Origin of the sequence: Nocardia sp. CA-145437 (genome assembly GCF_050956485.1) — a bacterium.
Taxonomy (GTDB): Bacteria; Actinomycetota; Actinomycetes; order Mycobacteriales; family Mycobacteriaceae; genus Nocardia.
Genome location: NZ_CP191204.1, coordinates 725,091 through 738,546, shown reverse-complemented (window position 1 = coordinate 738,546; position 13,456 = coordinate 725,091). Strand labels below are relative to the sequence as shown.

At 68.8% G+C, this 13,456-nt stretch carries 12 protein-coding genes; 7 read left to right on the top strand and 5 right to left on the bottom strand.

The window, feature by feature from the left end:
• Nucleotides 1–3: 3 nt before the first annotated feature.
• The 4 genes from ACQPYY_RS03445 to ACQPYY_RS03430 are packed head-to-tail and all read right to left on the bottom strand — an operon-like array spanning nucleotide 4 to nucleotide 5,422.
• Entirely contained in the window at nucleotides 4–606 is a 603-nt protein-coding gene (locus ACQPYY_RS03445; protein ID WP_174391578.1) for a GTP-binding protein, read from the bottom strand.
• A complete protein-coding gene (locus ACQPYY_RS03440; RefSeq protein ID WP_033085504.1) occupies nucleotides 587–961 on the bottom strand; it encodes a DUF742 domain-containing protein in 375 nt (124 codons plus the stop codon). Before ACQPYY_RS03440 ends, ACQPYY_RS03445 begins: the two co-directional genes overlap by 20 nt.
• Before the next feature lie 7 nt (nucleotides 962–968).
• Entirely contained in the window at nucleotides 969–1,382 is a 414-nt protein-coding gene (locus ACQPYY_RS03435) for a roadblock/LC7 domain-containing protein (RefSeq protein ID WP_029930951.1), read from the bottom strand.
• A complete protein-coding gene (locus ACQPYY_RS03430) occupies nucleotides 1,379–5,422 on the bottom strand; it encodes an ATP-binding protein (protein ID WP_433592721.1) in 4,044 nt (1,347 codons plus the stop codon). The genes ACQPYY_RS03435 and ACQPYY_RS03430 overlap by 4 nt, the downstream gene beginning before the upstream one ends.
• A gap of 341 nt (nucleotides 5,423–5,763) precedes the next feature.
• Between ACQPYY_RS03430 and ACQPYY_RS03425 the strand changes: the two genes are divergently transcribed.
• The 7 genes from ACQPYY_RS03425 (at nucleotide 5,764) to ACQPYY_RS03395 (ending at nucleotide 12,955) form a co-directional block, all read left to right on the top strand.
• Nucleotides 5,764–7,890: an AMP-binding protein gene (locus tag ACQPYY_RS03425; protein WP_433592720.1), complete on the top strand. Its 2,127-nt coding sequence runs from the start codon at nucleotides 5,764–5,766 to the stop codon at nucleotides 7,888–7,890.
• 118 nt (nucleotides 7,891–8,008) lie between these two features.
• Complete coding sequence (locus ACQPYY_RS03420) at nucleotides 8,009–8,395, top strand: hemophore-related protein (RefSeq protein WP_357282520.1); 387 nt, start codon at nucleotides 8,009–8,011, stop codon at nucleotides 8,393–8,395.
• 77 nt (nucleotides 8,396–8,472) lie between these two features.
• A complete protein-coding gene (locus tag ACQPYY_RS03415) occupies nucleotides 8,473–9,174 on the top strand; it encodes a response regulator transcription factor (protein ID WP_433592719.1) in 702 nt (233 codons plus the stop codon).
• Nucleotides 9,171–10,571, top strand: a complete 1,401-nt coding sequence (locus ACQPYY_RS03410; protein WP_379105727.1) for a sensor histidine kinase — start codon at nucleotides 9,171–9,173, stop codon at nucleotides 10,569–10,571. The genes ACQPYY_RS03415 and ACQPYY_RS03410 overlap by 4 nt, the downstream gene beginning before the upstream one ends.
• A 73-nt stretch (nucleotides 10,572–10,644) precedes the next feature.
• A complete protein-coding gene (locus tag ACQPYY_RS03405) occupies nucleotides 10,645–11,802 on the top strand; it encodes a hypothetical protein (protein WP_433592718.1) in 1,158 nt (385 codons plus the stop codon).
• Nucleotides 11,803–11,949: 147 nt separating this feature from the next.
• The gene (locus ACQPYY_RS03400) at nucleotides 11,950–12,231 is read left to right on the top strand and encodes a hypothetical protein (RefSeq protein ID WP_357089931.1); all 282 of its coding nucleotides are present in this window, start codon (nucleotides 11,950–11,952) and stop codon (nucleotides 12,229–12,231) included.
• A gap of 55 nt (nucleotides 12,232–12,286) precedes the next feature.
• Nucleotides 12,287–12,955 carry an RDD family protein gene (locus ACQPYY_RS03395; RefSeq protein WP_379105731.1) on the top strand — a complete coding sequence of 223 codons (669 nt, stop codon included), beginning with the start codon at nucleotides 12,287–12,289 and terminating at the stop codon, nucleotides 12,953–12,955.
• Between the two features lie 76 nt (nucleotides 12,956–13,031).
• Here the strand turns inward: ACQPYY_RS03395 and ACQPYY_RS03390 are convergent, their stop codons facing one another.
• A complete protein-coding gene (locus ACQPYY_RS03390; protein ID WP_379105733.1) occupies nucleotides 13,032–13,397 on the bottom strand; it encodes an FKBP-type peptidyl-prolyl cis-trans isomerase in 366 nt (121 codons plus the stop codon).
• Nucleotides 13,398–13,456 lie beyond the last annotated feature (59 nt).

Genomic DNA, 13,456 nt, shown 5'->3' with positions numbered 1-13,456 from the left:
AGCTCAGTAACCCTGCACGACCTTGCGCAGGGCGTACTCGGTCACGGCGACCAGAGCCTGCTTCACCGGCTCCCGGCGACGGGCGTCGATCGAGAGGATCGGCACGTCCGCGGGCACCGCCAGGGCCTGGCGGATGTCCTCCACCGGATACCGTGGCGCATCATCGAATTCGTTGATGGCCACCAGGAAGGGTAGGTTGCGCGCCTCGAAATAGTCGACGGCCGCGAAACTGTCCTCCAACCGACGGGTGTCGACCAGCACCACCGCGCCGATGGCGCCCTTGATCAGGTCGTCCCACATGAACCAGAAGCGGTACTGGCCCGGCGTACCGAACAGGTACAGCACCAGGTCGTCGGCCAGGCTGATGCGGCCGAAGTCCATGGCCACCGTGGTGGTGGCCTTCGACGGGACACCGGTCAGGGAGTCCACGCCGACACTGGCATTGGTCACCAACGCCTCGGTGCGCAGCGGAACGATCTCCGACACGGCACCGACCAGGGTGGTCTTGCCGACACCGAAACCACCGGCCACGACGATCTTGGCCGACGTGGGCTTGCTGGTGCGCGTGTCGACCTGTGTCGTCGAATCAAATACGCCGGAGTCCACTGAGAACCCTTTCGATCAGCTCGCGACGTTCATCGTCGCTGGAATCGTCTTTCAATGTCGCCGATACCCGCACGTGTCCGGCATCGATGAGGTCGGCGACCAGCACCCGCGCCACACCGAGCGGGATGCCCAGGCGCGCGGCTACTTCGGCAACCGACGGCGATTCTCTGCACAACTCCACGATTGACGTCTCGATATTGGTGAGTTCGAACTGCCGCTCGAGGGCGACCGGATGCGATGCGACGAGCGCCTCCAAGGCGAGCTCCACCTTCGGCCGGGTGCGACCGGCCGTCAGTGAATACGGGCGAACCAGGCTCGGTTCGGCGCTCCCAACGCGTTCGTTGTCTATGTCCATCCCGCCATCAGGAACCCATCGTGACGCGAGGTGTGGCCTGAACCGTCTGGCCCACTCGCTCGACCAACAACGCCATCTCGTATCCGACCTGACCGATGTCACACGAGGTGTTGGTCAGAACCGCCAGATACGAGCCGTCACCGACAGCCATGAGCAGCAGGTAGCCGTGTTCCATCTCGACCACCGACTGCAACACGGTGCCGCCCTCGAACAAGTTCGACACACCCACCGAGAGGCTCGCGAGCCCCGCGGTCACTGCGGACAGCTGTTCGGCACGGTCCACGGGCAGCTGCGCGCTCGCGGCCATCAGCAGGCCGTCGGCGGATACCAGGACCGCGTGCGCAACGCCGGGAACCTCATTGGCGAAGTTCGAAACCAGCCAATCCAGCTGACGCTTCGTACCACCTAGATCGGGGTTCATCGGTCTCCTTTATCTCCGGTTAGGTTCATAGCTTGCATCGCGCGGCCATCCCGGACGCCCTTCTGGTGGCGACTCAGACTTGACCTGATGGATTCTGGGTCTCGGTGGGCCGCCTTGTCAGCGTTTCCGTTCACACCGCCGGGCACAAGTCGGTTACCCGGATCACGTTGCGGCAGACCGGCGGCCGTCCGCTTCTCCGGCGCCGACTGGCTGACCCGGTGTGCGGCCTGCCAGCCCTCGTCGCCCGGTGATTCGAAGGACGAGGCCACCTGGGACCGATCGGCGTTCGGATCGGAGAGCCACGCCGACATCATCTCCGCGAAGATCGGCGTGCCGCCCATGATCGAGTCACCGGGGGCGTCCGTCGGCTGCAAACGCGTCTGGAAGAACGAGGCCGCCTTGGCCGGATTCGACCGGAAGCTGTGGCGTCCTGGCTCCTTGACGCCGTCGTCATCACGCTGCGGCAGACCCACACCCGGAATCGGGGACGGACGCTGCGGCAACACCGAGCCCGGATCCCGCTGCGGCAGACCGGTGGCGCCGCGCTGCGGCAGACCACCGTCCCGCTGCGGCAGCGGATCGTTCAACGGATCCGCTCCGCCTCTCCGCGCTTGTTGCGGGAGCGGACCACTCAGCGGATCACGCTGAGTCAGACCACCCGAGAGCGAATCGGCACCCGCGGCGGCCGGGCGCTGCGGCTGACCGGCACCCGGACCACGCTGCGGCAAGCCGCCACCGGAATCCCGCTGCGGCAGGCCGTTCGAGCCACGCTGCGGCAGACCACCCTCGCGCTGGGGCAGACCACCGGCGGCGGGGCCACCGTCACGCTGCGGCAGACCACCGGCGGCAGGACCGCTGTCCCGCTGCGGCAGGCCACCCGGACCACGCTGCGGCAGACCGCCCGCGGCCGAATCACGCTGCGGCAGACCACCGGGAGCGGCATCACGCTGGGGCAGACCACCGTCACGCGGGGCGAGACCGTCCCGCGGACGCAGACCCTGCCTGTCCGAATCCTGTGCGGCAAGACCATTGGACCCGTCACGCTGCGGCGCGGCTCCGCGCTGCGGGAGACCACCGGGCGCTCCCGGACCACGCTGCGCCGGAGCGCCATTGGCACCGGGCTGACGGGTCGGCAGACCACCAGCGGCCGAATCACGCTGCGGGAGACCACCAGCAGCAGAGTCACGCTGCGGAAGACCACCGGCGGCAGCGTCACGCGGCGGCAGACCACCGGCGGCGGGCTCCCGGCGGGTCGGACCCGAGTCCGCTCCACGCGGCGCGGGAGCACCGTTCGCACCCGGCTCCGCTCCGCCACCCCGCGCTTGCTGCGGCATACCGCTGGGAGCGGAACGCTGCGGCTGACCCAGACCGGCCTCACGGCCGGGGGCGCCATTGGCGCCCGGCTGACGGGTCGGCAGGCCAGTCGGCCCGGCCGGAGCAGCGCCCGGCGCGGAGTCCGCTCCGCCTCCCCGCGCTTGCGACGGCGGAAGACCCACAGAGGGATTGCGCTGCGGCATCGCACCGGTCTGACCCGGCTGCGGCGCTCCCCCCTGCCCCGGACCACGCGGCGCGGGTCCCGGCTCCCCCGGTGCGCCCGGTCGCGGCGGCATGCCGCCCGGAGCACCTTGACGCTTGAGCATATTGGCGGCGAGGCCGCCCCGCGGCTGCGCCGGGGGCTCGCCCTGGCCGCGCTGCGGGAGGTTCGACCCCGGGCGGTCGGCGGGCGCGGACGGACCGTTCACACCCGGATCCCGCTGGGGTAGTCCCGGTCTCGCGCCACCCGGCGCGGAGACGGTGTGCTTGACGGTCGGGCCGTTCACACCCGGCTGACGGGTCGGCAGACCACCCGGCACCTGCGCACCCGGCTGACGGGTGGGCAGACCGGTGGCGGCACTGGCCGCGGCCGGCGCGGGGGCGGAAGGAGCCGGAGCCGGGCTCGGGGCGGCGCCCGCCGCCGTGCCCGCCGGAATCGGCCCGCTCACACCCGGATCCACGGTGACCATCACATTGCCGGTCGCCGTGCGGGTGACCGCGCGCATCTGCATGGAGGCCGGGGCTCCGGCCTGGTTGCCCGCACCCTGCGGCGCGGACGCCGTCGGGGCCGGGGCGGGAGCCGGCTGCTGCTGGCCCTGCTGCGGCGGCACCGAGATGACGCCACCCGGCGAGACGATCAGCGGCTTGGGCACGTGCACGGTGACGGTCACACCCGGATCCCGGGCGGTGTCGAAGGTCGGGCGCAGGCGCACGGTCAGGCCGTGGCGCTCGGCCAGACGGCCGACCACGAACAGACCCATGTGGCGCGCGGTGTCCGGGCCGACCTCGGCCACGGCCTCCAGTCGCCGGTTGATCTCGGCCATCTCGGCCGGGGGCATACCGATACCGCGGTCCGCGACCTCGATCAGCAGACCCTGATCGTGGGCCTGGGCGAAGGTGAACTTGACGTCGGTCTCCGGCGGAGAAGCGCGCAGCGCGTTGTCCAGGAGCTCGGCGAACAGGTGCGCGAGGTCGGACGCCGCGGGCTCGACCAGCGAACCGCGCGGGGTGGCGCCCAGCTTGACGCGCTCGTAGTCCTCCACCTCGGAGATGGCGGCGCGCAGCACGTCGGCGATCTCGACCGGCGCCGACTTGGTCCGGCGCTGCTTGGTGCCGGCCAGAATCAGCAGGTTGTCGCCGTTTCGCCGCATACGGGCGGCGAGGTGGTCGAGACGGAAGAGGTTCTCGAGCAGGCGCGGGTCCTTCTCGTCGTACTCCATCGCCTCGATGAGCGAGAGCTGATGGTCGACAAGGGACTTGGAGCGCCGTGCCAGGGTCTCGAACATGTCGTTCACCTGGGTACGCATGGCGGCCTGGTCGGCGGCCAGGCGCAGCGCCTGACCGTGGATGTCGTCGACGGCGCGAGCCAGCTGGCCGACCTCTTCGTCGGTGTGCACCGGCATCGGTTCCAGTGGAACGTCTTCGGGGTCGGCGCCCTCACGCAGCGCGGAGACTTCCTGGCCGAGGTCGTATTCGGCGACGCGCAGGGCGGCCAGGCGCAGACGGCGCAGCGGGACGATCATCGCGCGCGCGATCAGCACGGCCAGCGCCATGGCGCCGAGGATGGTGGCGATCACGATGATCGAGTAGCGGATGGCGTCCGAACGGGCCGCCGCCGCCAGGTCGTCGACTCGGGACACGATGTCCTTGGTCGCGCCCGCCGCGATCGACTGATAGCCGTTGATGCTCGCGACCAGCGAGTCCTTCAGCTCGGCCACCGGCAGCTGACCGGCCAGCGCCTGCGGGCCGTTCACCAGTTGCACGCGGGTGTCCGCGCCACGCTGCAGATCGGCGATGGTCGCGTCGCCGTCCGGGAAGCGGTGGGCCAGCACGGCCAGCATCTGCCGCTCGGTGCTGACACTGATCTGGATGTCCTTGAGGCCATCCTTCGGGTTGCTGCGTAGCGCCTCCGCCATGCCGGCGACCTCGTTGAACAGCATCCATCGGGTGTTCAGTGAGTCGACCAGGCGCAGCTTGGACTGGTCCACGTTCTTGTCGGCGATGGTCGCCACGATGGACTCCACCGTGCGCACGCTGTCGCCACGAATCCGCTCGACCTGGGCGACGGTGTCGGGAATCGACTTCGAGGGCGCGAGGCCCTGCGCCCGGATCGCCTTGGCGCCCACGATCATCTCGTCCAGCGAGGAACGAGCGTTGGGGAGATCACTCAGACGGCTCGCGGCCTTCTCGGCGAACGAGATCGCGGTGTCCAGCTGAGTGAGTTCCGGATCAGAGGTCAAGGACTGGTTCGGGCCCAGCATGACCATCTGGCCACTGGCCACCTGCGCCGCGTCCGCACTGAGACCGGTGATCGCCGGGATCACCCCGACGTGGTCGGTCGCCGTCGAGAGCCTGCTCGAATCGGCGAACTCCGCCGAGATCCTGGACGCACCCAGCACAACAGCGACCAACAATGGCACGGCGAGGACCGCCGTGACCTTCCATCGCAGGTCCCAGTTGCTCAGCGCCCAGCGCTTATTGCTGCCGGACCTAGCGGCGTCACGCATCTCCCACTCACTTTCCAAACTGGCCCCAGCCACGCGCCATCAGCGAGCCTCCGAGCGATCGCACGCTCGGCTCGACAGACGGAGCTGACCGAGAACGGCGGCTGGCCGAGAAATTGCGTCCATGACGGCCGAAATATGTGACATGCGATTCTAACGGATCAATAACTTCTTGTGTGACCTCTTGGCAACCACCGGTCCCTGACCTGCCGATTCCAGGCAAAATCAAAGGTCGCGGCGCCCGCCCGGACGTCGCGTGAAGTCTGCCACAATCAGGCTGATCTATCGAGGCGGGCATCTTCAGCGCTTCTCAGGACACAAGTCGGAGCTAGGGAGTCACCGGGTTGAACGCTAAGCAGGAGTACCGACCGGCGTATCAGCTGAGCCTGGTCGATCCCTCGGAGTTCTGGCGCACCGCGGCCGAATCCATCAGCTGGGACGTGTCTCCCACCCAGATTCTCGATACCGCTGCCCGCCCGACGGCGCGGTGGTTTCCCGACGCTCGCCTCAACACCTCCTACAATGCGCTGGATCGGCATGTGCGCGAGATCACAACTCCCGAAGGCTCTTTCGAGGACCAGGAGGGGGGTCGCGCCCAACAACCGGCCCTAATATACGACTCGGCTATGACCGGGTCCAGGCAGATTTACACATATCGGGAGCTGCTCGACGAAGTCGCCCGATTTGCCGGATCCATGCTGCGACTGGGCGTCAAGACCGGTGACCGCGTCGTCATCTATATGCCGATGATTCCCGAAGCCGTGATCGCCATGCTCGCCTGCGCCCGGATCGGCGCGGTGCACTCGGTGGTCTTCGGCGGTTTCGCCGCCCACGAACTCGCGGCCCGCATCGACGACGCCGAACCTGTGTTGATCATCACGGCCTCCGGCGGCCTGGAACCCGGACGCCGCATCGAATACCCGCCCATCGTGCTCGCCGCCCTCGACCTCGCCGAGACCACCGCCCCGAGAACCGTGCTGGTCAAGCAGCGAGACGGCTTTCCCACCATTCGCTTTCCGGCCGAGCAGGCCGCCACCGACTCGCTGCCCGCCTCCTCCGAGACCGTGGTGGCCCGGTGGCTCGATTGGGACGAGGCGCAGATCGGGGCGGAACCGGCCGATCCGGTGTCGATGGCCGCCACCGATCCCCTCTATATCCTCTACACCTCCGGCACCACCGGGAAACCCAAGGGCGTGGTGCGCGACAACGGCGGCCACGCGGTCGCCATGGCCTGGTCCATGCGCAATATCTACGAGGTCGGCGCGGGGCAGACCATGCTCACCACCTCCGATATCGGCTGGGTGGTCGGGCACTCCTACATCGTCTACGCGCCGCTGCTGGTCGGGGCCACCACCGTGCTCTACGAGGGCAAGCCGATCGGGACCCCCGACGCGGGCACCTTCTGGCGCCTGGTCGACGAGTACCAGGTGGATGTGATGTTCACCGCTCCGACCGCGCTGCGGGCCATCCGCCGCGCCGACCCGGACGCGGCGCTCGCCCATCAGCACGATTTGTCCCGCCTGCGGGCACTGTTCTGCGCCGGGGAACGCCTGGACCCGGCCACCTACGAGTGGACCGTGGACACCCTGCTCGCCGACCACCCCGACTGCCCGGTGGTGGACCACTGGTGGCAGACCGAGACCGGCTGGCCCATCTGCGCGAATCCGCTCGGACTCCAGCAGCTCCCGATCAAGCCCGGTTCGGCGGCGGTGCCGGTGCCGGGGTACCGGCTGCGGGTGCTGGACTCCGAGGGCAACGCGGTCGCCCCGAACACCGAGGGCAATATCGTCATCGGGCTGCCGCTGCCGCCCGGCACCCTGACCACGCTGTGGAAGGACGACGAGCGGTACGAGCGCTCCTATCTGTCCGCCTACCCCGGCCACTATCTGACCGGCGACTCCGGCTATTTCGACGAGGACGGCTACCTGTTCGTCCTGGGCCGCAGCGACGACGTCATCAATATGGCCGGGCACCGGCTGTCCGCGGGCGGGATCGAGGCGGCCATCTCGGGTCATCCGGCCGTGGCCGAGACCGCCGTGGTCGGCATTCCGGACGAGCTCAAGGGGCAGCGGCCGATCGGGTATGTGGTGCTCAAGACCGGCGTCGACATCGAGCCCGGGCGGCTGCGCGCGGAGATCATCGACCGGGTGCGGGAGCGGGTCGGGGCCATCGCCACCCTCTACGACGTGGTCGCGGTGACTTCGCTGCCCAAGACCCGGTCGGGAAAGATCCTGCGCCGCACCATGCGTCAGATCGCCTCGGGTGAGTCCTTCGAGGTGCCGCCGACCATCGACGACGCCGCCATGCTGCCCACACTGGAGAAGCAGATCCGCGACGCGGTGACATTGATGGAGGACAAGGAGCGCATCGCCGCCGCCGAGGCCGCGGTCGCCACCACTCCGATCCGCCGCCCGGACCCGGCCGCCGCCGATCCAGCCGCTCAGTCCGGGGATCAAGCCGCCTCGGGCTAGCCTCAGAGTCTTTTCAGAATTGGCTCATCGACTTCCTAGAGCGGTCGTTTAGCGTCGGTCGGGCGCGCGGGAATCGCGCGCGCCCCGTTGCTGTGCCTACCGAGAAGAAGGTCGCTGTATGAGCTTCGTCCGTAATCGTCGTGCCGGTGTGCTCTTCGGAGCCGGTGCGGTCGCCGCCGTCGCCCTCGCCTTCGCGCCCGCCACCGCCTCCGCCTCCCCGGCGGATCTGGTTGCGCCGCTCCTGAACTCCACCTGCAGCTTCGCCCAGGTGGACGCCGCCCTGCACGACAAGTCCCCGATGCTGGCCCAGTACCTCGATCAGAACCCCGGCTACAAGGCGGAATTGAAGGCCAAGTTCGACCTCTCCCCCGCCGAGCGCCAGGCCGAGCTCGACCAGTACCTGCGCGACAACCCGGACGCCGCCAACCAGGCCGCCTCCGACCCGCGGGCCGGTGGAATCGCCGCCACGATCCAGCAGGTCGCCGATTCCTGCCACAATTACTGACCTCCGCCAGGCAATACTGTGGTGTGCCACCCCGGGTGGCACACCACGCAACCCGCCCGGAGCGAAGCGGAGGGCAAATGGACTCAGCGGTACCTACAGTCCTGGTCGTCGACGACGATGAGGATGTGCTCGCATCGGTCGAGCGCGGGCTCCGGCTGTCAGGTTTCCGGGTGGTGATCGCCCGGGATGGGGCGGCCGCCCTACGCAGTGTGAACGAATTCGCCCCCGACGCGGTCGTGCTCGATATGAACATGCCGATCCTGGACGGGGCGGGTGTGGTGACCGCGCTGCGGGCCATGGGCAACGAGGTGCCGATCTGTGTCCTGTCGGCGCGCAGTTCGGTGGACGACCGCATCGCCGGGCTGGAGTCGGGGGCCGACGATTACCTGGTCAAACCGTTCGTGCTCGCCGAGCTGGTGGCGCGGATCAAGGCGCTGCTGCGGCGGCGCAGTGACGCGCCGGCGTCCGGGATCCCGGGCGCGATCACCGTGGGGCCCTTGGAGGTCGACGTCGCGGGCTATCGGGCGCTGCTGCACGGCACCGAGATCGAGCTCACCAAGCGCGAATTCGAGCTGCTGTCCACGCTGGCGCGCAGCGCCGGGGTGGTGCTGAGCCGGGAACGGCTGCTGGAACTGGTGTGGGGCTACGACTTCGCGGCCGACACCAATGTGGTGGACGTGTTCGTGGGCTATCTGCGGCGCAAGCTCGAGGTCGAGGACACCCCGCGCCTGCTGCACACCATCCGCGGCGTCGGGTTCGTCCTGCGGGCGCCGAAATGACTTCCGCGGCGGGCCCTTCCGCGTCCGGGGGCAGGCGCCGCCGCTGGTCCTACACGCTGCGGGTGCGCGTCGCCGCCGCCGCGGCGCTGGGCGCGACCATCATCGTGGCGATCCTGAGCTGGATCACCATCTACGCCATCGGCCGCAGCAATATGGCCCAGGCCGATCAGCAGCTGTCGATGGTGTCGCGGCTGGTGCTGATCCAGCCGGTCTTCGCGGTCAATGTGGTCGACATCCTCGCGCCCAACAAGGAAATGGCGCTGACGGTCCGCATGAACGACCGCGCGCTGGCCAGCACCCCGGTGAAGCTGCCGGTGCTGCCGGTCGGCAATGCCACCGTCACCGTGGACGGCAACGCCTACCGGGTGCTCACCACCACCGAGGCGCAGCCCGCGGGACAGGTTGTGTCCCTGGGCATTCCGACCAATCAGACCGAGAAGACCATCAACGAGCAGCGGCGCTGGGTGTATCTGGCCGCGGCGCTCGCGGTGACCGCGTCGGCGGGGCTGGGCTGGCTGTTCGGCGGGCGCGCGGTGCGGCCCATCGTGAAACTCACCCGGGACCTCGACGAGCGCGGGCCCGCCGGGGAATCGGAAGTCCCGCTCTCGGTGGACGGTTCGGGTGTGAAGGAGGCGGACAAGCTCGCCGAGGCCGTCAACACGCTGCTGGAGCGGGTGGACCGGGCGCAGGCCGAGACTGCCACCGCGCTCGAGACCGCCCGCGATTTCGCCGCGGTGTCCGCGCACGAACTGCGTACCCCGCTCACCGCCATGCGCACCGACCTCGAGGTGCTCAGCACGCTGGACCTGAACGAGGAGCAGCGCCGCGAGATCCTCACCGACCTGCAACGTGGCCAGAACCGGGTGGAGACCACGCTGGCCGCGCTGGAACGGCTGGCCGCGGGCGACCTCACCCACGAACGCGACCACGTGGTCACCGACGTGGTCGAGCTGTGCGACGCCGCCGCGCACGACGCCATGCGGCACTTCCCGCAGTTGAAGGTGTGGATCGAGGCCGACGCCGAGCTCGTCACCCGGGGCCTGCCCACCGGGTTGCGGCTGGCCGTGGACAACGCGCTCACCAATTCCGCGCGGCACGGCGGGGCCACCGAGGCGCTGGTGACGGCGCATCGCGCGCCCGACGGACGCATCGTGATCACCGTCGACGACAACGGCCGCGGCCTGCCCGCCCACGAGCGGGAGCAGGTGTTCGCGCGCTTCTTCCGGGGCAGTCAGGCCACCAAGGGCGGGTCCGGGCTGGGTCTGGCGTTGGTGGCGCAGCAGGCCCAATTGCACGGCGGCCGGGCCTATTTCGACGACGGCATGCTGGGCGGGGTGCGGCTGGTGCTGGAGCTCCCCGATCGCGGGGCGTGGCCGCCGCCACCCGCGCGGATGTGAACGTACCGGTCTTTACCGAACTCTCAGACATCCATCAGAGCAGCGGACATACCCGGCCTCTACGGTCTGAATCGTGTTCGGAAAACGTGCTCGCTGGGTCCTGATCGTCCTGCTGCTCGCCGCCGCGGTCGCGGCGAGCGTCGTCGGCATCGGCCGCCTGCGGACCGCGCCCACGGCGGTCGCGCTCGTCAACGGTGATTCCGGTCCGCTGGGCGCGCGCATCGCGAAAGATCTGCAGGCCAGTGGAATCCGGCACTGGGAGGTCGTCGACGAGGCGAGCCCCGCCGACTACGCCGCGGTGATCACGCTGCCCGCCGACCTGACCGCCGACATCAACTCCCTGGTCACCGACAAGCCGAAGAAGGCGCAGGTCACTGTGGCCACGCACGACCGCGCCGACCCGAACCTCGTCAACGACGCGGTGAGCGAGGTGACCAAGAAGGTCAGCGCGGCCGGGCTGGACACCTTGTTCTCGACCATGAACACCGCGCGTCTGCAGGTGTCGCAGATCGCCGGGACGTCGGGCATGCTGAGCGCGGGCGTGCAGGCGGCCGCGGACGGCGCACAGCAGTTCTCCGGCGGCGCGGATCAGCTGACCGATTTCCTGGCGCAGGCGAAAGCCGGTGCGGGGCAGCTGACTTCGGGGATCGACACCCTGAACACCACCCTGTCGGCGGCGACCACGCAGGCGAATCAGCTTGCCACGGCGCTGGATTCGACCGGCGTCACCATGTGGCAGGTCTCGCAGGCGGCGAGCGCGCTGTCGGGTGGGTTGAACGTGGTGGTGCCGTTATTGCAGGGGCTGCCGATCGCCACGGATCCGCAATTGGCGAGCGTGATCACGCAGCTGCAGGGTCTGCGCACGATCGCGAATCAGGCGGATGTCCAGCTCAGCGGCTTCGCGAATCTGACAGGCACGCAGGTCACTCCGGATACCAAGGTCGGGCAACTGCTGCGTGACGCGGCCGGACGACTGAATGACGCAAGCGCCCAGTTGAATCAGGGCGCGGCGCTGGCGCAGAGCATTCCCGCGATCGCCGATCAGGCCGGCGCCCAGCTGGTCACCGCGATGCAGGCGCTGACCGGCGGCGTGGCCCAATTGCAGTCCGTCACCAAGCTTCTGAGCAATCAGACCAACCAGGCCATGGGCGCACTCCCCCAGCTCGGCGTGCCGCAGCAGACCGCGATCGCGGCCGCCCTCACCGACCCCGTGGACATCATTCGGAGATAACGTTCGCAAATAATCCGCAACGATCGGCGATTCGCCGGAGTACACTGTGCCCGAATTGCTCTAATCGACCCGTTTCGTGGCTCGTCCGCTTCATCCGCATCTTGGCTCCACTCAGCGCCCGGTATCGGAGAGGAAACGATCGTGAGCATGCTCATCGCCGCACACGACATGTACGGCACGGTTCTCGCCCAACTCGGCAATCCCACCGCGGAAACCCCGCCCATGGCGGACAAGATGATGAAGATGTTCCGGTACTTCACCTGGTTCACCCAGATGTCCGGCATCGCGGCCATCACCTACGGTGGCGGACGTTTCGCCTGGGAGAAGTGGGGCGGCGGCTCGGCCTCGCCCAAGATGGTCGCCAACGCCATGCTGGGCGGCGCGACCGCCACCAGCGCTGGAACCATCATGAACGCCATCGTCGGCTAGCGATTCGGGAGACAATGCGGGGGCCATACCCCCGCATCCTCTTGGGGAGGAACCGATGACCTACGGCAACGATCCCTACTCGCAGCAGCCGCAGCAGCCAGGCTTCGGGCAGCAGCCACCCGGGTACGGGCAGCAGCCACCTCCCGGGTACGGGCAGCAACCGCCTCCCGGATACGGGCAGCAACCGCCCGGCGGCGTCCCCGGACAGCCCGGGGGCTACGGCTACCAGCCGGGCTACGCCGCCTATCCCGCCCCGCCCTACGCGAGCTGGGGCGCCCGGGTCGGCGCGTACCTGATCGACCGGCTGATCGTGTTCGTGCCCGCGGCCATCTTCTACGGGCTCGGCTTCGCCATCGGGTTCAAGGACGCCGACTGCGTCACCGAGCAGACCGATACCTCCTACAGCGCCAACTGCTCGGGCGGACTGTCCGGCGCGGGGGTCGCGCTCATCCTCGTCGGCGCCCTCATCGCCTTGGCCGGCGCGCTGTGGCTCATCTACAGGGAGGGCACCACCGGTCAGACTCCCGGCCGGAAGATGCTCAACATCAAGCTCGTTCGCGAAGCGGACGGCCAGGTGCTGGGCTTCGGTATGGCATTCGTCCGCCAGCTCTGCCACTTCGTGGACAGCCTCGCCTGCTATATCGGCTGGCTGTGGCCGATCTGGGACGCCAAGCGGCAGACCTTCGCCGACAAGATCATCGGCAGCATCGTGGTCAAGGTCTGAGAGCCGACGACCGAGACAACAGTGCCCGCCGCGCGGAATGCGCGGCGGGCACGTGTTTTTCAGCGACCCGGAAGCGTCAGTTCACGACGTCCAGCAGGTCGATGACGAAGACCAGGGTCTTGCCGGAGAGCTGGTGGCCGCCGCCGGCCTCGCCGTAGGCCAGCTTCGGCGGGATGGTCAGCTGGCGGCGGCCGCCCACCTTCATGCCGGGGATGCCGTCCTGCCAGCCCTGGATCAGGCCACGCAGCGGGAAGACGATCGACTCGCCACGGTCCCAGGAGGCGTCGAACTGCTCGCCGGAGTCGTACTCGACACCCACGTAGTGGACGTCGACGGTGTCGCCGGGCTTGGCTTCACTGCCCTCACCCACAACGAGGTCCTTGATCACGAGCTCGGCGGGGGCGGGACCGTCCTGAAACTCGATTTCCGGCTTGCTGCTCATGGGCTGTCCTCTTCGATTAGGGGATCGGAACGTGATCTACCCTATGCCCCGCGCATTCG

Excerpts from the sequence above, each read along its gene's own strand:
- ACQPYY_RS03420 (WP_357282520.1), top strand. The coding sequence starts at position 8,009 with ATGAGCTTCGTCCGTAATCGTCGTGCCGGTGTGCTCTTCGGAGCCGGT.
- ACQPYY_RS03395 (WP_379105731.1), top strand. The coding sequence starts at position 12,287 with ATGACCTACGGCAACGATCCCTACTCGCAGCAGCCGCAGCAGCCAGGC.
- ACQPYY_RS03435 (WP_029930951.1), bottom strand. The coding sequence starts at position 1,382 with ATGAACCCCGATCTAGGTGGTACGAAGCGTCAGCTGGATTGGCTGGTT.
- ACQPYY_RS03410 (WP_379105727.1), top strand. The coding sequence starts at position 9,171 with ATGACTTCCGCGGCGGGCCCTTCCGCGTCCGGGGGCAGGCGCCGCCGC.
- ACQPYY_RS03430 (WP_433592721.1), bottom strand. The coding sequence starts at position 5,422 with ATGCGTGACGCCGCTAGGTCCGGCAGCAATAAGCGCTGGGCGCTGAGC.
- ACQPYY_RS03400 (WP_357089931.1), top strand. The coding sequence starts at position 11,950 with ATGCTCATCGCCGCACACGACATGTACGGCACGGTTCTCGCCCAACTC.
- ACQPYY_RS03440 (WP_033085504.1), bottom strand. The coding sequence starts at position 961 with ATGGACATAGACAACGAACGCGTTGGGAGCGCCGAACCGAGCCTGGTT.
- ACQPYY_RS03415 (WP_433592719.1), top strand. The coding sequence starts at position 8,473 with ATGGACTCAGCGGTACCTACAGTCCTGGTCGTCGACGACGATGAGGAT.
- ACQPYY_RS03390 (WP_379105733.1), bottom strand. The coding sequence starts at position 13,397 with ATGAGCAGCAAGCCGGAAATCGAGTTTCAGGACGGTCCCGCCCCCGCC.